Source organism: Streptomyces sp. NPDC054794 (assembly GCF_053611585.1).
Window position 1 is genome coordinate 222,667 of record NZ_JBSHAQ010000009.1, and the last position, 24,756, is coordinate 247,422.

Below are 24,756 nucleotides of genomic sequence, written 5' to 3' on the forward strand. Positions count from 1 at the left end.
GAGCAGGGCGTCGTCCGCGCCCGGTGGCGTCAGTCCTCCTCGCGCTCCCCGTCGGCCAGGTGGATCACGCACACCGTCACCGCGATCAGCAGCGCCGGGTCCGCGTCCTCGCGGACGACGTCGACGCCGTAGGTCTCCCGGATGTGCAGCAGGCGCCGGGAGACGACGGCGAGGAGTTCACCGTCGTACTCGACGGCGAACTCGCGGTCGAGGATCTTTCCGCTGACGTCCAGTTCGGTGCCGTCCAGGGACACCCGGTAGTGGTTGCGCAGCAGCGACAGCCGCTTGCGCCGGATGGTCGCCAGCGGCTCGCCGTCCCGCTCGATGACCATCGTGTCCCGCAGGGCGAACATCTTTTGGTGGATGTCGACCAGGACCCGCCCGTGCGTGTCCTTCAGCTCGAAGGTGTCCCGCAGCCGCATCGCCTTGCCGTCGACGAGGAACACCTTGTCGCCGTGCTCGTCCTCGATCCAGTAGTCGTCACCGAAGCCGAGGAGCCGGTCGCGTACGAGGAATCTCATGCTGTTACCGCTTCCCCGGCACGGGGTGATCATCACGGAGGTACCGCGAGCCGGACGACCCGCCGCTGTCGGCGGGTGCCCCGACCGGGGCGGTGAATTCAGCCGGACATGGGGTGTCGCGGAGTTGAACATCCGGTTGTGGCACGGAAGTTGGGCATCCATGGGCAGGGGCCCCCGGTCCAACGATGCGTAAGTCGTCAAGGCTCCGCACATTCATTTCGGAGGTTCCGCCATGTCTTCTCGCCCCGTCCGCCACCGGGTGATACGCGCCGTCTCGGCGGCGACGCTGGTCCTCGGCACGGCCCTGGCCGTTCCGCTCACCCTGGCCGGCACCGCCGGCGCCGCGCCGTCCTCGGCGACCGCCGAGGTCAACCAGTACGACTGGAAGCTCTTCTACACGGCCGCCGCCGGACAGACCAACAAGGCCACCGTCACCGCGTCGCTCACCGCGGACCGGACGGGCTTCATCTACGTGATCGACGACGTCGTCCCGATCACCGCGGGCCACGACTGCGCCTACCCCGACAGCGCGGACCACACGAAGGTGTCCTGCACGGTCACCAGCGTCGAGAGCCAGGACCCGTACCCCGCCCTGGCCATGGACCTCGGCGACGGCAATGACACGGTCGCCTACGAGAACAACACCGACCAGGTCTACTCCTACGCCCAGATCCTGCTGGGCGCCGGCAACGACAAGGCGACCGACTCCGGCAGCCTCGACGGCGCCTATGTCTCGGGCCAGGCCGGCAACGACACCATCTCGGTGGGCAAGGTGGGCCTCGCCTGGGGCGGTGACGGCAGCGACACGATCTCCGCGAGCGGCGGCGACAACATCGTGATGGGCGGCAAGGGCAACGACGTGCTGCGCGGCGGCTCCGGGGGCCAGTACCTGAACGGCGACGACGGCAACGACGCGATCTACGGCGGGACCGGTGACGACACGCTGAACGGCGGCAAGGGCAACGACCTCATGTACGGCAACAGCGGCAACGACCGGATGTACGGCAACAGCGGGGACGACAAGCTGTACGGCGGGCCGGGCAGGGACGTCCTCTCCGGCGGCCCCGGCCGCAACGTGGTCCACCAGTGACGCTCCGGCACCGACGGCCGGCCCGACCGGCCGACGGCTGACCGCCGGATTACTTGGGTGCCGGATGAGGTTGGACGGGGGCATGGCAAAGCGCGCGCGTGTCCGTGCCCCCGAGCTCGTCGGCAAGGGTGGCTGGCTGAACACCGGAGACACCCAGTACACCCTCGCCGACCTGCGAGGACGCATCGTCGTTCTGGATTTTTGGATTTCCTGAACCAATGTGAGCACTCCTCGCTAGCGTGGGGGCGTGCACCAACACACCACTGCTGACCTGTACTTGCGCTTGTCCCTCGACCGGGAAGGCAAGACCGCGATTGACCGCCAGGAAGCCGACTGCCGGGCGTGGGCGGAGCGCAACGGACTGACCGTCCGCAAGGTCCACATCGACCGTGGACGTTCCGGCTACAAGAACGTCAGCCGCAAGGGGTTCGACGCGGCGACCACAGCCGTCACGGCCGGAGTCGTGGGCGTTCTGGTCGTCTGGAAGCTCGACCGTCTGTCCCGCAAGGGCATCGGAGAGGTCGGCAAGGCGCTGGACGACATAGGCCGGGTCGGCGGGCGGCTGGTCTCCGTCATGGACGGGCTCGACACGCGGAACGACAGCGCCCGCGTCACCATTGCGATGCTGGCGGAACTCGCGTGCAGTGAGTCGCGCAATCTCGGGATGCGTGTCGGCAGCGCGAAGAGATACCTGCGGCAGCGGGGGCAATGGATCGGTGGGCAGCCGCCCTACGGGCTCCTGGTGGACCCGGAGACGAAGAAGCTCGTGCACGACCCCGAGACATCCGTCTACGCCCGCCTGATCGCCGACGAAGCGCTTTCCGGGAAGGCCCTCGTCCACATCGCCCGACTGCTGAACGAGCACGGTGTGGAGTCGGCCCGCGGAGGCGAGTGGAACTCGTCCAGCGTCATGCAGCTCCTTCGCTCACCCGCCTTCGCCGGTCTCATGCCGCAGACCGCGTACGAGGAGCAGGCGGACGGGACACGCAAGTACATGAACCGGGTCTCTCCCTACCGGGATCCGGAGACGCTCGAAACCGTGAGTATCGGTGAGGGGGTCATCACGGTCGGGGAGCGTGAGCTCATCCTTCGCCAGCTCGAAGCGCGGACGTTTCCTCTGGCGGGAAAGCGGCACGGCCACAAGCAGGGCAAGTCACTGCTCACTGGCATAGCGCGCTGCGGGCTCTGCGGGGCTCGGATGAGCAAGGCCGGCACGTCGTACCAGTGCTCCAGCCACCGGATGGGGCGAGGATGCTCCGGCGTCTCGGCTCGGGTGGAGAGCATCGACGACTACGTGACCCAGGCATTCCTCTCACGCCTGCCGTCCCTGGAGCCCCAGGACCCGCTGCTCGCCGTGATCGCCGATCGCTGGGTGCAGAGGGAGGACCCGGAGGTTTTCGCGAAGCGGGACGCGATCGAGGCGGAGATCGCGGACGAGGGGGCCCGTCTGGCGGACCTGGAGGAGGCCAGGTACGTCCGTGGCGAGTTCACCGGCGCAGACGCGATCGACCGGTACAACCGGCTCGCCGGACGACTTCGTACCCGGATCGAGGGGCTGCGCGCGGATCTACTGCGGATGCCGACCCCTTCCGTGGATATCTCTCCGCTCCTGGATGCGGGCCTGCTACGTGAAGCTTGGGAAGCCGACGATGCGGCCGGAAGGCGTGAACGCCTTGGCCTCGCAATCGATCGCGTGGAAGTCCAGCGAGGCAGGGTGGGCGTGAGGTTCAACGGTGACGAGCGCTGCCGGATCGTCTGGGCGACCAGAGACGAGGCTGGGGCGGCGCCAACGGGTGACGAAGTGACGGAATGACGGAGGTCAGCGCGAAGTTGCGCTGTGGTCACCATCCCGACCCCGGCCCCAGCTCGGAACACGCACGCTGGGTGCGACGCCGTTTTTCAGGCCCATCATCGCCCTGACCAGCAGATATCGACCGCCGCAGGCGCGAGAGTTCGTTGCTCCCCCCGCCCTACGCGTGTGATCCGACGTTCATATCAAGATGGCAAGCTTGAAGCATGAACGATGCTGCCCCGGCGCCCACCCCCGCGCCGGCACCCCGCAAGCGTGCCCGTGTCCGTGCCCCCGAGCTGATCGGCGAGGGCGGCTGGATCAACACCGGCGGGAAGGATCTGAAGCTCGCCGACTTCCGAGGTCGCACATTGATTCTCGATTTTTGGACATTCTGCTGCATCAACTGTCTGCACGTCCTGGACGAGCTGCGGGAGCTGGAGGACAAGCACCGGGACACGGTCGTCGTCATCGGTGTGCACTCGCCGAAGTTCGTGCACGAGGCCGAGCACCGGGCGGTCGTCGACGCGGTGGAGCGGTACGGCGTGGAGCACCCGGTGCTCGACGACCCGGAGCTCGCCACCTGGAAGCAGTACGCCGTGCGCGCTTGGCCGACGCTCGTGGTGATCGACCCGGAGGGGTACGTCGTCGCGCAGCACGCCGGCGAGGGGCATGTGCACGCCATCGAGCGACTGGTCGAGGAGCTGGAGGCCGAGCACGAGGCGAAGGGCACCCTGCGCCGCGGCGACGGGCCGTACGTGGCACCGGAGCCCGAGCCGACCGCTCTGCGCTTCCCGGGCAAGGCCCTGCTGCTGCCCTCCGGGAACCTGCTGGTCAGCGACACCACCCGGCACCAGCTGGTGGAGCTGGAGGAGGACGGGGAGAGCGTCGTACGGCGCATCGGCTCCGGCACGCGCGGGTTCGCCGACGGGCCGGCCGAGCGGGCGTCCTTCAACGAACCGCAGGGCCTCGCCCTCCTCGACGACGCGTCCGTGGTCGTCGCCGACACCGTCAACCACGCCCTGCGCCGCCTCGACCTCGGCACCGGCGAGGTGACCACCCTCGCGGGCACCGGCCGGCAGTGGTGGCAGGGCTCCCCGGCCTCGGGCCCGGCCCGCGAGATCGATCTCTCCTCACCCTGGGACGTGGCGCTCTTCGGCGGCCGGGTGTGGATCGCGATGGCGGGCGTGCACCAGCTGTGGGCCTACGACCCGGCGGCGGGCACCGTCGCCGTCGCCGCGGGGACGACCAACGAGGGCCTGGTCGACGGGCCCGCCGCCGAGGCCTGGTTCGCCCAGCCGTCCGGGCTCGCGGCCACCGCCGACCGGCTCTGGCTCGCCGACTCGGAGACGAGCGCCCTGCGCTGGGTGGACCTCGACGGTCAGGTCCACACCGCCGTCGGCACCGGTCTGTTCGACTTCGGCCACCGGGACGGGGCCGCCGAACAGGCCCTGCTCCAGCACCCGTTGGGCGTCACCGCGCTCCCCGACGGCTCGGTGGCGGTCTGCGACACCTACAACCACGCCCTGCGCCGCTACGACCCCGCGAGCGGTGAAGTCACCACCCTCGCCACGGACTTGCGGGAGCCGAGCGACGCCGTCCTGGTCGGCGACGACATCGTGGTCGTCGAGTCGGCCCGCCACCGCCTGACCCGGCTGCGCCTGCCGGAGGAGGCGGTGCGGGTCGAGTCCGTCGCCCACCGCACCCAGCGTGCGGCGACGGAAGTGGCCCCGGGCACGCTCCGGTTGGACGTGATCTTCCAGGCCCCGGCGGGCCAGAAGCTGGACACGCGCTACGGCCCGTCCACCCGCCTCCTGGTCTCCTCCACCCCGCCCGAACTCCTGCTCAAGGGCGAGGGCGCGGACACGGACCTGGCCCGCACCCTGGAGCTGAACCCGGCGGTCACGGAGGGCGTCCTGCACATCTCCGCGATGGCCGCCTCCTGCGACGACGACCCGGCCAACGAGTACCCCGCCTGCCACGTCCACCAGCAGGACTGGGGCGTCCCGGTCCGCCTCACCGAGGGCGGAGCGGACCGGCTGCCGCTGGTCCTGGCGGGAATGGATCAGGGGGACGAGGCGGGCGAGACGGCCTAGCTAGGGTCTTTCGTTTGGATCAGGCCGGATCAGGGCGGGGGCCCGCGAGCCCGGCCTGATCCAAACGAGAGGCCCTAGATGCCGTACCCGTCGCTGTAGCCGTCGTCGCGGTGGTGGTGCCGCTCGTCCTCGACGACGGTCGTCGTGGTCGGCGGCACCATGACCCGCCGACGCCGTGCGATCCCGCTGAACGTGGCGACGCCGATCAGGCCCACGATCATCAGGATCAGGCCGACCAGATGGACGTTGACGCCCTGCATGTGCCAGTCGGTCGCGAACGCGAGGATGGCCCCCGCGGCGAGAAGGATGATGCACCCGCCGAGCCCCATGAACCTCGCCTCCTTCCGGTCCGGTGTCTCCGGTCGGGGGCGGGTACCCAGGGCCGCGGCGGGCATGCGGAGGACTCCGCTCAGACCACGTCGACGAAGTCCTCGCGTCCGGAGCTCACCAGGTGCGTGCTGTTCGGGTAGAGCAGCACCGCGACCCACGTGCCGTCCTTCGACGCCGTGAAGCCCTTGCTGAACGTGCCGTCCGTGCGGGTGGTCGCGTTGCCCATGTCGTACCAGCTGCTGGAGCCCTTGGGCTTGAAGAGCATCTTCACCTTCTGGCCCGCGTAGGCCTTCCAGGCGCCCGAGGTGTAGTGCTGCAGCTTGCCCTTGTAGGTGATCGTGCGGCCCTTGCGGACCGGCTCCGGCGCGGCGTTGCCGTCGATGATCCGGGTCGGCGTGCGGGTGGCGTGCACGACGTAGCTGTACGACTCCTGGAAGTCGTGGCTGCCCTGGAAGTGGGCCCGGTAGTAGCCCTTGTAGGGCGCGTCGAACGTGCCCTTGAACGGCGCGGCGGCGTCGGGGTCGGAGCTGCCCGGGGTGACCGTCTTCATGGTCTTCCAGCCGGTCTTCCCGTCGGCCGAGTACTGCAGTTCCACCTTGTCGACCACGCCCGGCGGCTGGTACCTGCCGGTGTTCAGGCCGCCCTTGGCGGTCAGCGCGGAGTACTTGTCCAGGGTCGCCGTGAAGTTGGTGAAGTACGTCTTCTGCGCGACGTAGACCTTGACCGTCTGCAGCTCACTGAACTTCAGGAACGTCCCGGTGAGCACCCGCACTTCGACCGTGCCGGACTTCGGCAGCGTCAGCTCTCCGGTGAAGCGGCCGTCGGCGCCCGTGACGGGCCGCGAGGCCACGCCCCCGAACTCGTCGGACCAGATCTCCTCCACCGTGGCTCCGGCCAGCGGTTTCCACGCCCCGTCGAGGTACACCTCGGCGGTCCCGGAGACCTTCGCCGCCTGCCCGGCCTTGACGTCCAGTTCGGCGGCGTCCAGGGTCACGCGCGTGTCCGACTGGACGGCCCTGACCTCGACGCTCTCGTTGGCCCTGGACTGGTACCAGGGATCGTCCAGCCGCAGCCAGGCGTTGACGGTGGCACTGGACGGGCTGGTCACGGTGTAGACGGAGGTGAAACGGCCGTCGGTGCCGGTCGTGGTGGTCGTGTCGTCACCGTTGGAGATCTCCAGGTCCACCTTCGCGCCCGCCGCGGGCGTCGTCTCGCCGGTGCGCGGGTCGGTGACGGTGAAGCCGCCGGTGACGGTGACGTCCTGGTGCTCGTAGTCCGGGTTCTGCGGCGTGGCCGCCAGATCCGTGAGGTGCGCTTCGAGCTCGTACTGGTAGGTGCCCTCGGCCGAGGTGGTGTCCCCGTCGGCGTCGGTCAGGTCGACCACGACGCGGTAGGTGCCGAGGTCGGCCAGGCGCAGCGGGGCGGTGGTCCGCCACGTGTGCGCGAAGCCGGTGCTGGAGTCCGGGCTGAAGTCGCTGACCTCGGTGACCTCCGGGGCGTCGGCGGCGGAGCCCGGCGCGTACAGGTGGGCGGTGATCGAGGTGATGGCGGTGTCGGACGAGGCGGACACCCACACCAGGCCGTCACCCGGGTGGTCACCGCTGCCGACGCCGTACAGCACCGGCGCCACCGCCGCGTGCGCGGCGGGTACGGGACCGAGCAGCAGGCCGGCCGCGACGGAGGCGCAGGCGAGCACCAGGGATCTTTTTCGCACGTGTGAGTCCCCCCACGAGACTGTTCCAGGACGCGATCGTTGAAAATCGAATCGCATCGTACGCTGAGGAAACCATCTCTGAACAGGTTCAAAACAAACGGTTTCGCGGGGGGAGGCCGGAGCGGCGGAACTCAGCCTTCCAGGAACGCCGTCAGTGCGTTGGCCAGCAGGAACGGGTCCTCGGCGCCGCACAGCTCGCGGGCGCTGTGCATGGACAGGATCGCCACGCCGATGTCGACGGTCCGGATGCCGTGGCGGGCCGCGGTGATCGGTCCGATCGTGGTGCCGCACGGCATGGAGTTGTTGGAGACGAAGGACTGGAAGGGCACGCCGGCTCTCTCGCAGGCCGCCGCGAAGACCGCGCGGCCGGTGCCGTCCGTGGCGTAGCGGTTGTTGACGTTCACCTTCAGGATCGGCCCGCCGTTGACCCGCGGGTGGTGCGTCGGGTCGTGCCGCTCCGCGTAGTTGGGGTGGACCGCGTGGCCGGTGTCGGAGGACAGGCAGACCGTGCCGGCGAACGCGCGGGCCCGGTCCTCGTACGCGCCGCCGCGCGCGAACACCGAGCGCTCCAGCACGCTGCCGAGCAGCGGCCCGTCCGCGCCGGTGTCGGACTGCGAGCCGTTCTCCTCGTGGTCGAAGGCGGCCAGCACCGGGATGTAGGGCAGTTCGGCCCCGGACGTCGCGACGGCCGCCAGGGCCGCCGTGCCCGCGTGCACCGACAGGAGGTTGTCCATCCGCGGACCGGCGACCAGCTCCTTGTCGCGGCCCAGGTAGGCGGGCGGCTCCACCGAGTGGACCATCAGGTCCCAGCCGGTCACCTCGCCCGTCGGCAGCCCGAACTCCTCCTCCAGGAAGGCGATCAGGTCGCCGTCGCGCACGTCGTCGCCCAGGCCCCACACCGGCTGCAGATGCCGCTGCTTGTCGAGCTTGAGCCCCTCGGATGACACCGACCGGTCGAGGTGGATGGCCAGCTGGGGCACCCGCAGCAGCGGCCGGTCCACGTTCACCAGACGGGTCGAACCGTCCCGCAGGGTCAGCCGGCCGGCCAGGCCCAGGTCGCGGTCGAGCCAGGAGTTCAGCAGCGGTCCGCCGTAGATCTCCACGGCGACCTGGCGCCAGCCGTGCGCCCCGCTGTCCGGCAGCGGCTTGACCCGCAGGTTGGGGGAGTCGGTGTGCGCGCCGATGATCCGGAACGGCGTGTGCGGCGCGGCGCCCTCGGGGACGTACCAGGCCACGATCGCCCCGCCGCGCAGCACGAACCGGCCGCCGCTCGTCCCGTCCCACGCGTCCGTCTCCGCGACCTGCCGGAACCCGGCCTTCTCCAGTCGCTCGGCGGTGTTCGCCACGGCGTGGTACGGCGACGGGCTGGCCGCGAGGAAGGACATCAGGTCGTCGGTGTGGCCGCGGTCGAAGCGCGCTGATTGGGTCATGGTTCTCACCTTAACGACGGACGGGGGCCCGCTCCCCTGGAACGACGAGGGCCCGCTCCCTCGAACAGGGAGCGGGCCCGTCGCGGAACCCGGGGGGTGCGTGCCGGACTAGAACGCGGCCTCGTCCAGCTCCATCAGGTCCAGGTCGACGGTCTCCGAGACCTTGCGGGCCAGGGTGACGCCGGGCAGGACGTTGGCCGCGAAGAACTTCGCCGCGGCGATCTTGCCGGTGTAGAAGGCCTTGTCCTTCGCGGAGGCCGTCTGAAGCTTCTCGGCGGCCACGGCGGCGCCCTTGAGCAGCAGGTAGCCGACGATCACGTCACCGGAGGCGAGCAGCAGGCGGGTGGTGTTCAGGCCCACCTTGTAGATGTTCTTGACGTCCTGCTCGGTGGCCGCGAGGTCGGTCAGCATCAGGCCGACGATGGCCTCCAGCTCGACGGCCGCCTTGGCGAGGTACTCGCGGGCGCCGGCCAGCTCCTCGCCGCCGGTGCCGAGCGCCAGGAACTTCTTGATGTCCTCAGCGAGGGAGTTGAGCGCCGCGCCCTGGTTGCGGACGATCTTCCGGAAGAAGAAGTCCTGGCCCTGGATCGCGGTGGTGCCCTCGTACAGGGTGTCGATCTTGGCGTCGCGGATGTACTGCTCGATCGGGTACTCCTGCAGGAAGCCGGAGCCGCCGAAGGTCTGCAGCGACTGGGCGAGCTGCTCGTAGCCCTTCTCGGAGCCGTAGCCCTTGACGATCGGCAGGAGCAGGTCGTTGAGCGCGTGCTCGGCGGAGGGGTCCTCGCCGCTCTCCTCCTTGACCGCGATCGCGTCCTGGATGGAGGCGGTGTAGAGGACGAGGGCGCGCATGCCCTCCGCGTACGCCTTCTGCGTCATCAGCGAGCGGCGCACGTCGGGGTGGTGGGTGATGGTGACCTTCGGCGCGGTCTTGTCCATGAACTGCGCGAGGTCGGGACCCTGGACGCGCTCCTTGGCGTACTCCAGGGCGTTCAGGTAGCCCGTGGAGAGGGTGGAGATCGCCTTCGTGCCGACCATCATGCGGGCGAACTCGATGATGCGGAACATCTGGCGGATGCCGTCGTGCTTGTCGCCGATCAGCCAGCCCTTGGCCGGGTGGCGGTCGCCGAAGGTCATCTCGCAGGTGTTGGAGGCCTTCAGGCCCATCTTGTGCTCGACGTTCGTGGCGTAGGCGCCGTTGCGCTCGCCCAGCTCGCCGGTCTCGAAGTCGAAGAGGTACTTCGGGACGAGGAAGAGGGACAGGCCCTTGGTGCCGGGGCCGGCGCCCTCGGGGCGGGCGAGGACGTAGTGGAGGATGTTCTCCTCCATGTCGTGCTCACCGGAGGTGATGAAGCGCTTCACACCCTCGATGTGCCAGGAGCCGTCCTCCTGCTGGATCGCCTTGGTGCGGCCGGCGCCCACGTCCGAACCGGCGTCCGGCTCGGTGAGGACCATGGTGGAGCCCCAGGTCTTCTCGACCGCGATCTGAGCCCACTTCTTCTGCTCCTCGGTGCCCTCCTCGAAGAGGATGCGGGCGAACGCCGGGCCGGAGGAGTACATCCAGATCGCCGGGTTCGAGCCGAGGATCAGCTCCGCGTACGCCCAGATCAGCGACGGCGGGGCGGTGGTGCCGCCGATCCCCTCGGGCAGGCCGAGGCGCCAGTACTCGGAGTCCATGAAGGCCTTGTAGCTCTTCTTGAAGGACGCCGGGACCGGCGCGGTGTTCGTCTCCGGGTCGAAGACCGGCGGGTTGCGGTCGGCGTCCGTGAAGGACTCGGCCAGCTCGTTCTCCGCGAGGCGCGTCAGCTCCTCCAGGATGCTCTTGGCGGTGTCCGTGTCCATCTCACCGAACGGGCCGGTGCCGTACAGCTTGTCGCGGCCGAGCACTTCGAACAGGTTGAACTCGATGTCGCGGAGGTTCGGCTTGTAGTGCCCCATGAGACAGCTCCGTTGAGAGATCGGCGAGGCACTGTGTTCCTCGCGAACGGTTCACTTACCAACAAGTAGCTCCGATGATGCTACCCGTCGGTAATAAGAAGCAACCCCGATTGGGTCATCTGTGACTCAGTACGCTTGCGTGCATGTACGGCTATGACCAGAACCTGGGCGCTCAGCAGCAGTACGCCCCGCCGCAGCAGTCCGGCGGTCTCGGGTACGGCCAGCAGCCGCCCCTGTACCCCGAGCCCTCGCAGCCCTCGCTCGCGGACGCGGTGCGTGCCTTCACCACCGGACAGCTGGCGGCGGAGGACTTCCAGCAGGTCTTCGCGACGTCGAAGGTCTACTGCCCGCGCGGTGACAACCCCGGCTTCCTCGCGCTGCACAACACCCAGCAGCCGGTGATCCCGATGTTCACCTCGCTCAAGGAGCTGCGCCGGTACGCGGGCAAGGAGTCCAAGTACTTCGTGATCACCGGCGCGGAGGTGATCGACCTGCTGCCGACCGGCTACGGCTTCGTCCTGGACATGGAGGGCGAGCACCGGATGGTGTTCGACGCGAAGGCCGTCGAGCAGATGGTCGAGTTCGCGATGCGCCGCATGTACGGCTAGGCGCATGTACGACTAGGCGCACGTACGGCTGAATGTCCCCTTCCGGTCGGACGGCTCGCCTACTGTGCCCCGTGACCGACAACGAAACGGCGCCGCCGGTCCCGCGTGACCGGCGGCGCTGTGCTGCGTAAACCGTCCTGTTCGTATCACCCGCGCCCGTGCGGCCCGGAGGGAATGTCCTCCGGGCCTTCCCTGTTGGGGGTGGCAGAAAGTTCAACGCTCAACTAAAGTGGGCGCACAAGGAGGTAGGAACCATGCCTGCAGTGACCGTCGAGAACCCGTTGACGCTGCCCCGCGTGACCGCGCCGGCCGACGCCGTCGCACGTCCCGTGCTGGCCGTCACGACCGCGCCGAGCGGTTTCGAGGGCGAGGGCTTCCCGGTGCGCCGGGCGTTCGCCGGAATCAATTACCGCCATCTCGACCCGTTCATCATGATGGACCAGATGGGCGAGGTGGAGTACGCGCCGGGTGAGCCCAAGGGCACCCCGTGGCACCCGCACCGCGGCTTCGAGACGGTGACGTACATCATCGACGGCACCTTCGACCACCAGGACTCGCAGGGCGGTGGCGGCACCATCACCAACGGCGACACCCAGTGGATGACGGCCGGCTCGGGCCTGCTGCACATCGAGGCCCCGCCGGAGTCCCTGGTCATGTCCGGAGGTCTCTTCCACGGTCTGCAGCTGTGGGTGAACCTCCCGGCCAAGGACAAGATGATGGCCCCGCGCTACCAGGACATCCGCGGCGGCAACGTCCAGCTGCTCACGTCCCCCGACGGCGGCGCGCTGATCCGCGTCATCGCCGGTGAGCTGGACGGGCACAGCGGTCCCGGTATCACGCACACCCCGATCACGATGATCCACGCCACCCTCGCCCCGGGCGCGGAGCTCACCCTGCCCTGGCGCGAGGACTTCAACGGCCTCGCGTACGTCCTGGCCGGCCGCGGCTCCGTCGGCACCGACCGCCGTCCGATCCACCTCGGCCAGACCGCCGTCTTCGGCAGCGGCTCCTCGCTGACCGTCCGCGCGGACGAGAAGCAGGACTCCCACACGCCGGACCTGGAGGTCGTGCTGCTGGGCGGACAGCCGATCCGTGAGCCCATGGCCCACTACGGTCCCTTCGTCATGAACACCCGTGACGAGCTCCAGCAGGCCTTCGAGGACTTCCAGAAGGGCCGCCTCGGGACGATCCCGGCGGTGCACGGGATGACCGGGAGCGGGCCGGGGGCCTGATCCGAAGGGCCGCGGCACCTCCTCGGAGGACCGCGGCCCCCCAGAGCAGAGCCCCGTCCGTCAATGGCGCCGGACGGGGCTCTTGACGTACCCGGACCCGTACCCGCCGGACCCGTACCCGCCGGCCGCGTCACCCGCCCGGCCGTGCGCGCAGGACAGGTGTGCCCGGCGCGTGATCGGCTGGAGGGGTGCAGCTGCTGCCCGAGCCCGTCCGCCGTGTCGCCGCCTGGTGTGCGGTGGCCCTGCTCGTGTCGGGCGTCGTGTACGTCGGGATCCGGCTGTGCGTGACCTTTCGTACGGCCATCACACCCGTGCTGCTCGCGCTGCTGGGCACCGCGCTGCTCGGACCCCTGTACCGGCGGCTGGTCGGGGTCGGCGTGCACCGGTCGCTGGCCGCCGGGCTGACCTGCGTGGCCGTGGTCGCCGTCGTCGGCGGGGCCGTGTACATCGTCGTCGCCGCGCTCGTCGACAACGGGGACCAGATCATCGCCTCGCTGCGCAGCGCCGGGCGGGCCGTCGCCGTGCACTTCGGGGCCGCCGGGACCTCCCTCGACGACCTCGCCGAGAACTCCCGCGAGCTGCTGAGCAAGTTCGGCGCGACGGCCGCCTCCAACGTCATCAGCGGGGTCAGCGTGGCCGGCGAGACCATCGCCATGGCCGTCCTCGCGCTGCTGCTCGTCTTCTTCTTCCTGCGCGACTCCCACCGGGCCGCCGAGGTGTTGCGGTCCGCGGCGCCGGGCGACACCGGCGACACCCTGGAGGCCATGGCGCGCCGGGCCTTCCAGGCCGTCGAGGGGTTCATGCGGGGCACCACGGTCATCGCGTTCATCGACGCCGTCTGCATCACCATCGGGCTGCTCGTCCTCCAGGTGCCGGGCGCGCCCGGCCTCGGCGCGCTCGTCTTCGTCGGCGCCTACATCCCCTACCTCGGCGCCTTCCTCTCCGGCGCGGTGGCCGTGCTGGTCGCGCTCGCCGACCGCGGGTTCGTCATCGCGCTGTGGGCGCTCGGGGTCGTGGTCGCCGTACAGGTGCTGGAGGGGCACGTGCTCCAGCCGATGATCCAGAGCCGGACCGTGCAGATGCATCCGGCGGTGGTGATGCTGGCGATCACGGCCGGGGCGTCCGTCGCCGGGATCGTCGGGATGCTGCTGGCGGTACCGCTGACCGCGGCGGCGTTCGGGGTGGTGCACGAGCTCAGGGCGCGGTACGAGACCCGGTAGCCGGTTCAGTCCTTCTCGTACAGCTCGAACCAGATGCTCTTGCCCTCGCCCCGCGGCTCGACCCCCCACGCCTGGGCGAGCAGCTCGATCAGCAGCAGGCCGCGTCCGGAGGAGGCCAGCTCGCCGGGGCTGCGCCGGTGCGGGAGGTCGTCGCTGGAGTCGGTGACCTCGACCCGGATCCGCCGCCCGCCCGCCTCCTCGGACACCTCGGCGAGCAGCAGCGCGTCGGCGTCGGTGTGCACGAGGACGTTGGTGACCGTCTCCGAGACCAACAGCACCGCCGAGTCGACCTGTTCGGCCGAGGTCCAGTCGTGCAGCAGCTCGCGCACCTGGTGGCGGGCGTCGGCGATCCGCTCGGGCTCGTCCTGCGCCACCGACAGCAGCGTGCGCCGGACGACCGGCCGCAGGGCCGCCGTGTCGCCGCAGCCGCAGCCCGCCCCCGGCCGGCACAGCAGCAGCACCGCGATGTCGTCCTCCCGGCGGTCGGCCAGCGGACCGGTGGTGTGGTGCGAGGACGGCCCGTGCACGCCCTGCACCAGGGCGTCGGCCAGCGACTCCAGGTCGCCGTCGTGGTTCTCCAGGATGGCGCGGACCCGCTGCCAGCCGCTCTCCACGTCGTGGCCGCCGGTCTCGATCAGACCGTCGGTGCACAGCATCAGCGTCTCGCCGGGCTCCAGCGTGAACCGGGTCGTCGGATAGTCGGCGTCCGGATCGATGCCCAGCGGCAGCCCGCCCGCGGTCGGCCGCACCAGCACCGTCCCGTCCGGCATGCGTATCGCCGGCTCCGGATGCCCGGCGCGGGCGATCTCCACCTGGCCTGTCGCCGGGTCCACCTCCACGTACAGGCAGGTCGCGAAGCGCGGGTCGGCGCGGTCGTCGCCGGGGCAGTCGGTGATGCCGTGCAGAAAACGGGAGGCGCGGGTGAGTACGGCGTCGGGGCGGTGGCCCTCGGAGGCGTAGGCGCGCAGGGCGATCCGCAGCTGGCCCATCAGCCCGGCCGCCCGTACGTCGTGCCCCTGCACGTCCCCGATGACCAGCGCGTACCTGCCTCCCCCGGACTTCGTCCGGGAGGTGCCCCCGGGCAGCGGGATCAGGTCGTACCAGTCACCGCCGACCTGGAGCCCGCCGCCGGTGGGTATGTAGCGGGCGGCGACGTTCATGTCCGGGATCTTCGGGCCCAGCGAGGGCAGCATGGAGCGCTGCAGTCCGTCGGTCAGCTCCCGCTCGGACTCGGCGGCTCCGGCCCGGGACAGGGCCTGCGCGAGCATGCGGGCCACCGTCGTGAGGACCGAGCGCTCGTCGGGGTTGAACGCCACCGGGTAGGCGAAGGCGGCCATCCAGGCGCCCATCGTGCGGCCGGCCACCGTCAGCGGCAGGAACGCCCAGGACTCCCGGTGGAACGTCCGGGCGAGCGGCCAGGTCAGCGGATAGCGCGACCGGTAGCCCTCGGGGGAGGAGAGATAGACCGCACGGCCCGTGCGGACGACCTCCGCCGCCGGATAGTCCGTCGCCAGCGCCATGTGGGAGAAGGGGGACTCCGCGCCGGGCTGGTGCCCGTGGTGGCCGATGATCGTCAGCCGGTCGCCCCGCACGCCGAACACCGCGAGGCCGTCCGGCGAGAAGCCCGGCATCGACAGCCCGGCCGCGACCCGCAGCACCTCCTGCGTGGATCGCGCCTCGGCCAGCGCCCGGCCCGCGTCCAGCAGGAACGCCTCCCGCGAGCGCCGCCAGTCGCCGTGGACCGCGCGCCGGCCCGCCGGGGTGCCCGGCGCCGGGTCGGTCACCTCCTGGAGGATGCCGATCAGCTCGTACGCGCGTCGGTCGGGGTCGAAGGAGGGCTTGGAGCGGCTGCGTACGACCCGGACGATCCGGCCCCGCTCGTCCATGATCCGCACCCGCACCTCGGCGAGGGTCTCCTCGGCCACCGCGAGCTGGATCACTCCGGTGATCTCGTTCCAATCCACCGGGTGCAGCCGGGCCCGTGTCTGGGCCTCGGTGAGCGTGGTCCGAACGGCGGGCAGCCCGAGCAGCCGTGCCGCCTCCGCGTCCACGGTGACCAGCCCCGTGGCGGTGTCCCAGTGCCACAGGCCGGTCGCGAGGGAGGCGAGGACGTCCCCCACGGCGGGCAGAGGCTCGCCAGTGCGCATTGCCCTACTTTAAGAAGAGGTGATCGAAGAGTGCCACCGTTGGCCCGCGGAGCCAATGGTGGGGAGCCGATCTTGGGGTGCCCGGTACGCTTGGGAGGTCCGGGCCGTGTCCGCGCCCGGAGAGCCGGGGGGTGCGACCCCGGTGACTCCCCGATCCGCGAAGACTGGATGAACGACGATGCATCGGTACAGGTCCCACACCTGCGGCGAGCTCCGCGCCTCTGACGTCGGCACCGACGTCCGGCTGAGCGGCTGGCTGCACAATCGGCGCGACCTGGGCGGCATCCTCTTCATCGATCTGCGCGACCACTACGGCATCACGCAGTTGGTCGCCCGCCCCGGCACGCCCGCGTACGAGGCCCTGGACAAGCTCTCCAAGGAGTCCACGGTCCGTGTCGACGGCCGCGTTGTTTCACGTGGAACAGAGAACGTGAACCCCGACCTCCCCACCGGTGAGGTCGAGGTCGAGGTCGGAGAGGTCGAGCTGCTCGGCGCCGCCGCCCCGCTGCCCTTCACGATCAACACCGAGGACGGGGTCAACGAGGAGCGGCGCCTGGAGTACCGCTTCCTTGACCTGCGCCGTGAGCGCATGCACCGCAACATCCTGCTGCGCACGGCCGTGATCTCCGCGATCCGCCACAAGATGACCGCGCTCGGCTTCAACGAGATGGCGACGCCGATCCTGTCCGCCACCTCCCCCGAGGGCGCCCGTGACTTCGTGGTCCCCTCCCGTCTGCACCCGGGCAAGTTCTACGCCCTGCCGCAGGCGCCCCAGCAGTTCAAGCAGCTGCTGATGATCTCCGGCTTCGACCGCTACTTCCAGATCGCGCCCTGCTTCCGCGACGAGGACGCCCGCGCGGACCGCTCGCCGGGCGAGTTCTACCAGCTCGACATCGAGATGTCCTTCGTCGAGCAGGAGGACGTCTTCCAGCCCGTCGAGAAGCTGATGACCGAGCTCTTCGAGGAGTTCGGCGGCGGCCGCCACGTCACCTCGCCGTTCCCGCGGATCCCGTTCCGCGAGGCGATGCTCAAGTACGGCTCCGACAAGCCGGACCTGCGCGCCCAGCTGGAGCTCGTCGACATCACCGACATCTTCGAGGGCTCGGAGTTCAAGGCCTTCGCCGGCAAGCACGTGCGCGCGCTGCCGGTCCCGGCCGTCCAGGACCAGCCCCGCAAGTTCTTCGACCAGCTCGGTGACTTCGCGGTCTCGCTCGGCGCGAAGGGCCTGGCCTGGGTCCGTGTCGCCGAGGACGGTTCGCTGACCGGTCCGATCGCGAAGTTCCTGACCGAGGAGAACGTCAAGGTCCTCACCGAGCGCCTCGGGCTGGAGGCCGGCCACGCCGTCTTCTTCGGCGCGGGCGAGTTCGACGAGGTCTCGAAGATCATGGGCGCGGTGCGGGTCGAGGCCGCCAAGCGTGCCGGTCACTTCGAGGAGGGCGTCTTCCGCTTCTGCTGGATCGTCGACTTCCCGATGTACGAGAAGGACGAGGAGACCGGCGCGATCGACTTCTCGCACAACCCCTTCTCCATGCCGCAGGGCGGCCTGGAGGCCCTGCAGACCCAGGACCCGCTGGACATCCTGGGCTGGCAGTACGACATCGTCTGCAACGGCGTCGAGCTGTCCTCCGGCGCGATCCGGAACCACGAGCCGGAGATCATGCTCAAGGCCTTCGAGATCGCGGGCTACGACCGGGAGACCGTCGAGGAGAAGTTCGCGGGCATGCTCCGCGCCTTCCGCTTCGGCGCCCCGCCGCACGGCGGCATCGCCCCGGGTGTCGACCGCATCGTCATGCTGCTGGCCGACGAGCCGAACATCCGCGAGACCATCGCCTTCCCGCTCAACGGCAACGCCCAGGACCTGATGATGGGCGCGCCGACGGAGCTGGAGGAGATCCGGCTGAAGGAGCTGCACCTCACGGTGCGCAAGCCGCAGCCGAAGTAAGAACGGCTTGAGGGGCCGGAAACCGATACCGGTTTCCGGCCCCTTTCGCTCGGCCGTACGCCCCGCGGGGTGCTAGATCACCCAGAGCAGGCCGTTGCCGCCGAGCAGAGTGCCGTTCTGCTGGGTGAGGTTGACCGACGCCGCCGTGAAGACCTGGCTGCCCCCGGCCTTCGGGCCGGTGGCGGAGCCGGGGAGGACCCAGACGGCGCCGGTGGAGTTGTTCTCGCCGGCCGCGCCGACGAACAGTTCGGGCTTGCCGTCGCCGTTGACGTCCCCGGCGGAGACGGTCGTACCGAAGAAGTCGTCGACCTCATTGCCGCCCGGGATGCCGCCGTGTACTGGTTGAACGCGTACGAACCGGTGCCGAGCGCGCCCGTCTTCCGGCCGGGGATCACGGTCACCTCGCCCGAGCGGTTCTTGCCGGCGACGCCCTCGTAGGGGGTGCCGACGACGATGTCGCCGACCCCGTCCTGTCGGCGTCGTAGTTCCGGACGAGGGGGCGCCCCGGGGTCAGTCGTCCGGCGACGCCCCCTCCTCCAGCAGTCGCTCGGCGATGTCCGTCGACCAGGCCTGGGCCCAGGCGCGCAGGGCGGTGATCTCGTCGTCCGCCAGGCCGTAGGCCGTGAAGGCCGTGTCCGGGTAGTAGTCCGTGCCCTCCAGGCGGGTCCGGAGGGTGGGGAGGTCGAACTCGTCGCGGACGTGGCGGCGGGCCAGTTCTTCCAGATCGGGGAGGGAGAAACGGGACGCCGCCGCCCGCGCGTCGATCAGGTCGACCGCCAGGCCCCGGTCGTACAGGGCACGGATCTTGGTGCCCACCGCGTCCTCCACGCAGAGCGTCGGGCCGTACGAGGTCAGGACCGGCGGGCTCCAGAAGGTCTCCTTGTGGAGGCCCAGGGAAACGGTGGTGCCGGTCGGCGGATCCGTGACCGTCAGATGGGCGGATAGGGGATCCGCGTCCTGGACGGTCGTCTCGCGGCCCCGGGACACGAGCGCGTCGTGCAGCGCGGCCGCGATGCGGGGCATCGGCTCGGCGCTCTCCGTCGCGAAGTCCACGTTCGCGTGCGCGCGTTCGAGCAGGCCGTGGGCCTGAAGGGCGTATCCGCCGGCCAGGGCCATGCGGGCGGCCACGGTCGGGACGTCGGCGAGGAGACGCCGATGGGGTTCGGGAAGGTGTGCGGCAAGGGATGCGGGGAGGTTCACTCGGTGGCCCGGGGGAGGTGCGGTCGTAGGGCTGGAGCCTAGTGGCCGGGCGCGGTACCGGATTACCGACGAGGCCGTGTGGTCCCGGCGGCTTTTGAGGGCGGGGCGGCAACTGAAGAGGGGTATGCCCCCTCGCCACTTCCAGCTCAACCGCGTACTGCCTGCACGGCGTCGTCCAGGACGGCGCTCAGCTGTCGCAGAGCTTCCTGTGCGGTGGCAGGGTCCTCTCGTTCCAGCGTGCTCCGCGCCTGAGCGAAGCGGGAGGACAGGTCGGGGCGGCGGGCGATCTCGATACCCCTGGCCCAGATGAGGACCCGGCTCTGCACGGGGCTCAGCGATCGGCCTTCATGAGGAGGAGGCGCCCTACGTCCGGGGCGGTGCTCACTGCTGCTCCCCCGGCCCGATTTCGTAACGCGGCAGGTTGTGGGTGGAGATCGTCCAGTCGGCGATGGTGACGTCCTCGCCGTAGACGAAGTCCTTGCGGGTGGCGTAGCGGGGGCCGTCGGGGGTGGGGTGGATGTCGGTGAGGACGGCGCCGGTGCCGGTACGGGGGTCGAAGACCGCGTAGACGGGGACACCGATCAGGGGGTAGTCGCGCATCTTGGAGACCCAGTCGTTGTCCGGGTTGGAGCGCGAGACGATTTCGACGGCGGCGATGAGCGAGCGGGGTTCGAAGGAACCGTCCCCCTCCATCTCCGCTTCGCTGATCACCATCACATCGGGGCGGCGCATGACCCCCTCGGGTTCGTCCTCGACGTCGGGTTCCCCCGTGTGAGCCACCAGAGCCTCCGGCATCACCTTCTCCAGACGCTGCCGGACGCGCAGCACGGTGAGCTCGTGCGGCTTCGAGGGCGACATCATGTCGAGGACGATCCCTTCCTTGGTGATCTCGAACTTGCCGGGAAGGGTGTCGTCCGTGGAATGCACGAAATCCCGCATGGCCCGGTAGAGGTGGGAGGCGCCCTGCCGCGCGTTGTCCGGGGCGATGGTCATGGCGCTCGCTCCTCGTCGTCTGTGCCCAGGGGCAAGGATCGTCGCCTTCATGCTAGGCGGCCTCCGGGAGATCGGATCGGCAGTCGCGGCAGCGGCCGGGGGCGGGGGAGCGGAAGGCGCGGTCGCAGCCGTCGCAGGTCTGGAGCGGGTGGCGTGGGTCCGGGGGCGGTGGGTCCGGGGCCCGGAACGGTGGTGGGGGCGGGAGTTGGGCGGCCAGGCGGTGAGCCAGGAGGGCGGCCGGGCGGCGCAAGGGGTCCTCGGGGAGGTCCCTGGTCAGGGCGTGGCGTACGGCGGTGGGGGTGAGGTCGCGCTCCAGCCAGGCGGCGACGCCCGGCGCGAGGTGTTCGGCGTCGGTGGCGGAGAGGAGGAGGCGGGGGTCCGTGCGGCGGAGGCCGGCGAGGAGGTCGGTGGCCGTGCGGATGAGGGTGGGGCTGGGGTGCGCGGGCTGGGGCACGGCGGGGAGGAGTTTGCGGGGCGGGGGCTTGTCGGCGACCGCGCGGCGGTCTGGCTTGCTGGGGGTGTCGGCTCCGGTGTCGCGGTGTCCTGGCATGTTGCAGGAGACCGTGCGAGTGACGATCCGGCCGACGGGAGTGCGTTCGCGGGTGCGGCGGAGGTAGCCGTGGGCTTCGAGTTCGCGCAGGGCGGCGGCGATACGGGTCGGGCCCTCGGGGAAGCGGGCGGTGAGGGCCTTGATGTCGATGGCGGCGCCGGTCGGGAGCGACTGGATGTGGCATCCCAGCCCGATTGCGAGGAGGGACAGCTCGCCGTGCTGGGTGAGGTGGTTGCCGATCACCGTGAAGTGGGTGGTGTGGCGGACGTTGTCGTGGATGACTCCGCCGGGGTGCGCCTGCCGGTCCCGGTGAGGGTGGTTTTTGCCCGGGATACGGGACTGGGCGTGCCGGGGCGCGCTAGGGTTTTCGGAGTCCATCGGGAAGCTCTCTTCTTCCTCGGTGGTCAGGCCCTCGCACTGGGATTGCCGTCCCGGCGGGGGCCGTCGCATGTTTGCGGTTGCGTTGTGTTGCTCGCGCTGAGCGTAGGGCAGGCAACCAGGCCCAAATCCAGCTGAGTTGGGCATATTCACTCGCGGGGGTGAGTTTGCGCGGCGGGCGGGAGGGGTGGGGCTTGGTGGGGTTTCTTTCTCCGTGGGTTTCTTAGAGAAGAGGGCCGGTCGCACCGGAGCGTGGTTCTCCATGCTCCGGTTCGGTGACTCACGGGATCCGCGCGGTGACTTTCCGGAGTCTGTCCGGCGCTGTCGGGGCCGTCGGCACGGGCGGTGCGGGTAAGGGCCGTTGCGGCGCGGACGTACGACGGAGAGGTGCGGGATGCAGCACGTGAGCGGTGACGAGGGGCGACTCAAGAGCGAGGCGGACGAGCCGGGTTGGGAGGTGGATCCGGACGACGACTGGGGCGTGGCCGTCATCGCCACCGTGGGGCGGCAGTTGAAGCTGCGGCGCGAGGCGAAGGGGATGCGGGCCGCCGAGTTCGGGGTGGCGGTGGGGTACGGGGAGGACCTGGTCTACAAGATCGAGGGGGGTAAGCGGATTCCTCGGCCTGAGTATCTGGACCAGGCGGATGAGGTGTTGGGGGCGGGTGGGTTGCTCTCGGCGATGAAGGAGGACGTGGCGAGGGTTCGGTATCCGAAGAAGGTTCGGGAACTCGCCAAGTTGGAATCGCAGGCAGTCGAAGTGGGGCTGTACAGCAACCACAACATCCATGGCCTGTTGCAGACCGAGGAGCACATGCGGGCCCTCTTCGACGCGTGGCTTCCTACCTACTCGGACGAGGAGACGGAGCGCATGGTGGCCGCGCGGCTGGCCCGCCGTTCGATCTTCGAGAGGTCACCCGCACCTACTCTCAGCTTCGTCCAGGAGGAGGTGACGCTCCGACGTCCGGTTGGGGGCAGAATGGTGTGGCGTCGGCAGCTCGAACGGCTGCTGGAACTGGGGCAGTTGCGGAACGTGTCGATCCAGGTGCTGCCGACCGACACTGAGGAACACTTCGGTACAGGTGGGCTGATCGAGGTGCTGAGATTTCCGGACGGCTCTGCGGTGGGGCGATCCGAGGGAGCCTTCAGCGGCCGACCCGTGTCCGATCCGAAGCAGCTCAGGATCCTTGACCTGCGCTATGGCATGATCCGCGCCCAGGCACTCACGCCCCGAGAGTCACGGGCCCTTGTCGAGCAGATGCTGGGAGAAACATGATCGGCACTCGTGCCAACCGGGACACCTCCGCACTGGCGTGGTTCAAGAGCAGCTACAGCAGCAGTGGCGACGGCAACGACTGCATCGAGGTCGCCGCCGCCTCCGGTGCGGTGCACGTCCGCGACTCCAAGAACATAGGGGGGCCGCAGCTCGCGCTCGCGCCGGATGCGTGGGCGGACTTCGTGACCTATGCCTCGGGAAACTGATGCCGCGGCGCGTTCGCCCGCGTGAGTGAATTGCTGGGGAGCGCGGGGCCTGCGCCACACCACCCGGATGCCATCGAATCGCGCGCGGAGCCGGTGCGGGTGTGACAAGGTGCGCGCATGAAAATCACCAGACGGCTGGACGCCCCGCAGCGGTGTGCCACCAACAGCAACTGCCCCGCCGTGTTCGCCCTCTCCTCCGGAGACGTGGCGTTCATCGGGCGCGTCGCACACGAACTCCACGACTCGCTGCCTTCCGGCTCGGGAGTGGGCGACGGTGAGCACCTCGTGGTGGTACCGAGAGACGTGCTCATCAGTGCCGGATGGACCCCGCCGGCCGGGTGACTCCTCAGCGCGGCTCGGCCAGATCGTCCGCGCCCGGCCGCGCTGTAAGGTTCAGCAACTGCCGTTGATAAGCCATTTCGGCGGCGTCGTAGAACTGCCGCATCTTTCCGGTGTGCGGTGTGGCGCAGTCGCGGGCGGCACGCGTTCGCTCCCAGAATTCCCGCATCGGGGCGCTGCTGAAGAGGTAGTAGAGATTGCTCACCGACGATTCGTCGTCGAGGTAGCCCAGTTCCCAGCACATGCACTGGTGCGAGATGACGAGATTCGCGTACATGAATTGCCGGGTGCGATCCGCGGGGATGTCCGGCTCGTACGGAGGCCAGACGGCCATCAGCAGTGGATCGTCGAATGCCATCTGAAACAGTCGCCTGTGCTGTTCGCGAATCGCGGCTTCGGCGACTCGGCGTGCGGTCTCGTGCTGGTTTTCCGCGACCTCGCGCTGCAATGCCAGTTCCGCACGCTGTGCCTCCAGCACTTCGCGTTGCATCCTGGATTCCTCGCCCTGCTGGTGGAATGTGCGGGCGATATAGATGAGGACGACGACCGATGTGGCAGCGGCGGCGGCTCCGAAGGACTGTCCCGCGTTGCCGGAGGCAGTGGACTGAACTTCGGAGAAGCTCGTCAGGAAAAGTGTGAGCCCCACGGTCGCCGCACAGGAAGCGATCGTGATGGTGACCAGGATCCAAACTTCGCGAGCACGACGAGACCCTGTCATGGCACCCCCGATGGAAGACCCCATTACCAGTGGGTATGTCTTCGATTCACCGGCCTTATTCCCGCGCCATCTGCGGGGAAAACAATGCGCTGGAAGCAGGGAGGGCGCACGGAGGCACGGAGGTCGGCGTTGTGCCGGGGAGAATGATTTCGTCCGGTTTCCCTTGGGCCCGCTGTTGAACGTGGGAAAACAACGGGCCCTTTCACACCGCTACTCGTCCTACAGCCTCAGATCTTGAGGCTGTGATCGGTTCTGCTCGGGTTGTCGTCAGGGGCGGAGGCGGGCTGGGAGGGGGTCGCCGCGCCGGTTGTAGTGGCTGACGGAACGGCAGCCCCGGCCACCGCGCCCTGCAGCATGGCGATGCCCAGCTGCGGCTTGGTGGCGAAGGCGACCTCGTCGGGGACTCCGGCCGCCCGGCACCGCTCACGATCGCCGGTCCAGGACTGCGGCAGGTACAGACGCCGGTCGTAGAAGGTGTGGCCACTCGCGGCGGCATAGGTGAGCATCACCATGACTTGGCAGTTGCGGACGTCACCGGTCGTCCCGCAGTGCTGGTGGCCGACCCCGACGGACTTGTCACCCTTCTTGATCACCTGGGTGTCGTCCAGCACCAGCGTCGCGCTCGGATCCCCCAACTCCCGTGCCGCGTAAGCCTGCACCTCGGCCGGCAGTGCGTCCGCGCTCCAGGACGCCTCGCCCAGAAACTTCTGGATCCGGTGCGGGGTGGCATGCCCGGCTCGCCCTGCCATCGTCCAGCCGTTCTTCCGGCCCAGGTCAGACAGCAGCCCCTCGATCAGATCGGCGAACACGTCCCGCGGCTCCGGCCGGGCGAACAGATGCCCCAACCCGCCCGTCAGGGCAGCCAGTTCCCCTGCCCACCGCTCAACGTGGTCCACCCTCACATCCATCAGCATGACCGGACAACGGTCAGCACCGGTCACCAGTCACAAGATCTGCGGTAGTACCTGACGGTGTGAGAAAAATCTATCCCTGCCAAATCGCAGCGAGGCCCGGCTAGCGTCACGACTCGTGCAACACCACCGGT

Annotated in this window: 23 protein-coding genes and 1 pseudogene; 11 read left to right on the top strand and 13 right to left on the bottom strand. The window is 69.6% G+C overall.

Annotated features, from left to right (window positions below):
• Nucleotides 1–29 precede the first annotated feature (29 nt).
• Nucleotides 30–521: an LURP-one-related/scramblase family protein gene (locus ACWGKT_RS12495; protein WP_453273530.1), complete on the bottom strand. Its 492-nt coding sequence runs from the start codon at nucleotides 519–521 to the stop codon at nucleotides 30–32.
• 232 nt (nucleotides 522–753) lie between these two features.
• On the opposite strand from ACWGKT_RS12495, the gene ACWGKT_RS12500 reads away from it, so the two are divergent.
• From ACWGKT_RS12500 to ACWGKT_RS12515, 4 genes are all read left to right on the top strand, one after another.
• Nucleotides 754–1,611: a calcium-binding protein gene (locus ACWGKT_RS12500; protein ID WP_356146166.1), complete on the top strand. Its 858-nt coding sequence runs from the start codon at nucleotides 754–756 to the stop codon at nucleotides 1,609–1,611.
• Between the two features lie 82 nt (nucleotides 1,612–1,693).
• Entirely contained in the window at nucleotides 1,694–1,825 is a 132-nt protein-coding gene (locus ACWGKT_RS12505) for a hypothetical protein (protein WP_453273531.1), read from the top strand.
• 33 nt (nucleotides 1,826–1,858) lie between these two features.
• Nucleotides 1,859–3,424, top strand: coding sequence for a recombinase family protein (locus tag ACWGKT_RS12510; protein ID WP_453273532.1), 1,566 nt, complete (start codon nucleotides 1,859–1,861; stop codon nucleotides 3,422–3,424).
• Nucleotides 3,425–3,627: 203 nt separating this feature from the next.
• Nucleotides 3,628–5,496 (top strand): NHL domain-containing thioredoxin family protein, encoded by a 1,869-nt coding sequence (locus ACWGKT_RS12515; RefSeq protein ID WP_453273533.1) that lies wholly within the window; start codon nucleotides 3,628–3,630, stop codon nucleotides 5,494–5,496.
• Between the two features lie 74 nt (nucleotides 5,497–5,570).
• On the opposite strand, the gene ACWGKT_RS12520 is transcribed toward ACWGKT_RS12515, so the two are convergent.
• The 4 genes from ACWGKT_RS12520 to ACWGKT_RS12535 form a co-directional block, all read right to left on the bottom strand.
• Nucleotides 5,571–5,825, bottom strand: a complete 255-nt coding sequence (locus ACWGKT_RS12520; RefSeq protein WP_356146161.1) for a DUF6458 family protein — start codon at nucleotides 5,823–5,825, stop codon at nucleotides 5,571–5,573.
• Between the two features lie 80 nt (nucleotides 5,826–5,905).
• A complete protein-coding gene (locus tag ACWGKT_RS12525) occupies nucleotides 5,906–7,540 on the bottom strand; it encodes a hypothetical protein (protein ID WP_453273534.1) in 1,635 nt (544 codons plus the stop codon).
• A gap of 131 nt (nucleotides 7,541–7,671) precedes the next feature.
• Nucleotides 7,672–8,970 (bottom strand): M18 family aminopeptidase, encoded by a 1,299-nt coding sequence (locus ACWGKT_RS12530; protein WP_453273535.1) that lies wholly within the window; start codon nucleotides 8,968–8,970, stop codon nucleotides 7,672–7,674.
• A gap of 108 nt (nucleotides 8,971–9,078) precedes the next feature.
• The gene (locus ACWGKT_RS12535; RefSeq protein WP_453273536.1) at nucleotides 9,079–10,905 is read right to left on the bottom strand and encodes an acyl-CoA dehydrogenase; all 1,827 of its coding nucleotides are present in this window, start codon (nucleotides 10,903–10,905) and stop codon (nucleotides 9,079–9,081) included.
• Nucleotides 10,906–11,048: 143 nt separating this feature from the next.
• Here ACWGKT_RS12535 and ACWGKT_RS12540 point away from each other — a divergent pair, with 143 nt between their 5' ends.
• From ACWGKT_RS12540 to ACWGKT_RS12550, 3 genes are all read left to right on the top strand, one after another.
• Entirely contained in the window at nucleotides 11,049–11,513 is a 465-nt protein-coding gene (locus ACWGKT_RS12540; protein WP_356146152.1) for an SseB family protein, read from the top strand.
• A 254-nt stretch (nucleotides 11,514–11,767) separates the two neighbouring features.
• Nucleotides 11,768–12,745: a pirin family protein gene (locus ACWGKT_RS12545; protein WP_235451856.1), complete on the top strand. Its 978-nt coding sequence runs from the start codon at nucleotides 11,768–11,770 to the stop codon at nucleotides 12,743–12,745.
• Nucleotides 12,746–12,933: 188 nt separating this feature from the next.
• Nucleotides 12,934–13,965: an AI-2E family transporter gene (locus ACWGKT_RS12550; protein ID WP_356146149.1), complete on the top strand. Its 1,032-nt coding sequence runs from the start codon at nucleotides 12,934–12,936 to the stop codon at nucleotides 13,963–13,965.
• A gap of 5 nt (nucleotides 13,966–13,970) precedes the next feature.
• On the opposite strand, the gene ACWGKT_RS12555 is transcribed toward ACWGKT_RS12550, so the two are convergent.
• Nucleotides 13,971–16,112 (bottom strand): SpoIIE family protein phosphatase, encoded by a 2,142-nt coding sequence (locus ACWGKT_RS12555; protein ID WP_453273537.1) that lies wholly within the window; start codon nucleotides 16,110–16,112, stop codon nucleotides 13,971–13,973.
• 178 nt (nucleotides 16,113–16,290) lie between these two features.
• On the opposite strand from ACWGKT_RS12555, the gene aspS reads away from it, so the two are divergent.
• The gene (gene aspS / locus ACWGKT_RS12560) at nucleotides 16,291–18,054 is read left to right on the top strand and encodes an aspartate--tRNA ligase (RefSeq protein ID WP_453273538.1); all 1,764 of its coding nucleotides are present in this window, start codon (nucleotides 16,291–16,293) and stop codon (nucleotides 18,052–18,054) included.
• A gap of 72 nt (nucleotides 18,055–18,126) precedes the next feature.
• Here the strand turns inward: aspS and ACWGKT_RS12565 are convergent, their stop codons facing one another.
• From ACWGKT_RS12565 to ACWGKT_RS12585, 5 genes are all read right to left on the bottom strand, one after another.
• Nucleotides 18,127–18,381, bottom strand: a complete 255-nt coding sequence (locus tag ACWGKT_RS12565) for an FG-GAP repeat protein (protein ID WP_453273556.1) — start codon at nucleotides 18,379–18,381, stop codon at nucleotides 18,127–18,129.
• 183 nt (nucleotides 18,382–18,564) lie between these two features.
• Complete coding sequence (locus ACWGKT_RS12570; protein WP_453273557.1) at nucleotides 18,565–19,170, bottom strand: hypothetical protein; 606 nt, start codon at nucleotides 19,168–19,170, stop codon at nucleotides 18,565–18,567.
• A 230-nt stretch (nucleotides 19,171–19,400) separates the two neighbouring features.
• Nucleotides 19,401–19,580, bottom strand: coding sequence for a hypothetical protein (locus ACWGKT_RS12575; protein ID WP_453273539.1), 180 nt, complete (start codon nucleotides 19,578–19,580; stop codon nucleotides 19,401–19,403).
• A 55-nt stretch (nucleotides 19,581–19,635) separates the two neighbouring features.
• A complete protein-coding gene (locus tag ACWGKT_RS12580; protein WP_453273540.1) occupies nucleotides 19,636–20,247 on the bottom strand; it encodes a Uma2 family endonuclease in 612 nt (203 codons plus the stop codon).
• Between the two features lie 52 nt (nucleotides 20,248–20,299).
• A complete protein-coding gene (locus tag ACWGKT_RS12585; protein ID WP_453273541.1) occupies nucleotides 20,300–21,175 on the bottom strand; it encodes a helix-turn-helix domain-containing protein in 876 nt (291 codons plus the stop codon).
• A gap of 394 nt (nucleotides 21,176–21,569) precedes the next feature.
• Between ACWGKT_RS12585 and ACWGKT_RS12590 the strand changes: the two genes are divergently transcribed.
• From ACWGKT_RS12590 to ACWGKT_RS12600, 3 genes are all read left to right on the top strand, one after another.
• A complete protein-coding gene (locus tag ACWGKT_RS12590) occupies nucleotides 21,570–22,448 on the top strand; it encodes a helix-turn-helix domain-containing protein (RefSeq protein ID WP_453273542.1) in 879 nt (292 codons plus the stop codon).
• On the top strand, nucleotides 22,445–22,654 hold the full coding sequence (locus ACWGKT_RS12595) for a DUF397 domain-containing protein (RefSeq protein WP_453273543.1): 210 nt from the start codon (nucleotides 22,445–22,447) through the stop codon (nucleotides 22,652–22,654). Before ACWGKT_RS12590 ends, ACWGKT_RS12595 begins: the two co-directional genes overlap by 4 nt.
• A 117-nt stretch (nucleotides 22,655–22,771) precedes the next feature.
• On the top strand, nucleotides 22,772–22,996 hold the full coding sequence (locus ACWGKT_RS12600) for a hypothetical protein (protein ID WP_235457311.1): 225 nt from the start codon (nucleotides 22,772–22,774) through the stop codon (nucleotides 22,994–22,996).
• A 4-nt stretch (nucleotides 22,997–23,000) separates the two neighbouring features.
• Here the strand turns inward: ACWGKT_RS12600 and ACWGKT_RS12605 are convergent, their stop codons facing one another.
• Together ACWGKT_RS12605 and ACWGKT_RS12610 are read right to left on the bottom strand one after the other, a co-directional pair.
• The gene (locus ACWGKT_RS12605) at nucleotides 23,001–23,735 is read right to left on the bottom strand and encodes a DUF6082 family protein (protein WP_356146130.1); all 735 of its coding nucleotides are present in this window, start codon (nucleotides 23,733–23,735) and stop codon (nucleotides 23,001–23,003) included.
• A gap of 290 nt (nucleotides 23,736–24,025) precedes the next feature.
• Nucleotides 24,026–24,625: pseudogene (locus tag ACWGKT_RS12610) on the bottom strand (IS701 family transposase); the annotation flags it as partial.
• Nucleotides 24,626–24,756: the final 131 nt, after the last annotated feature.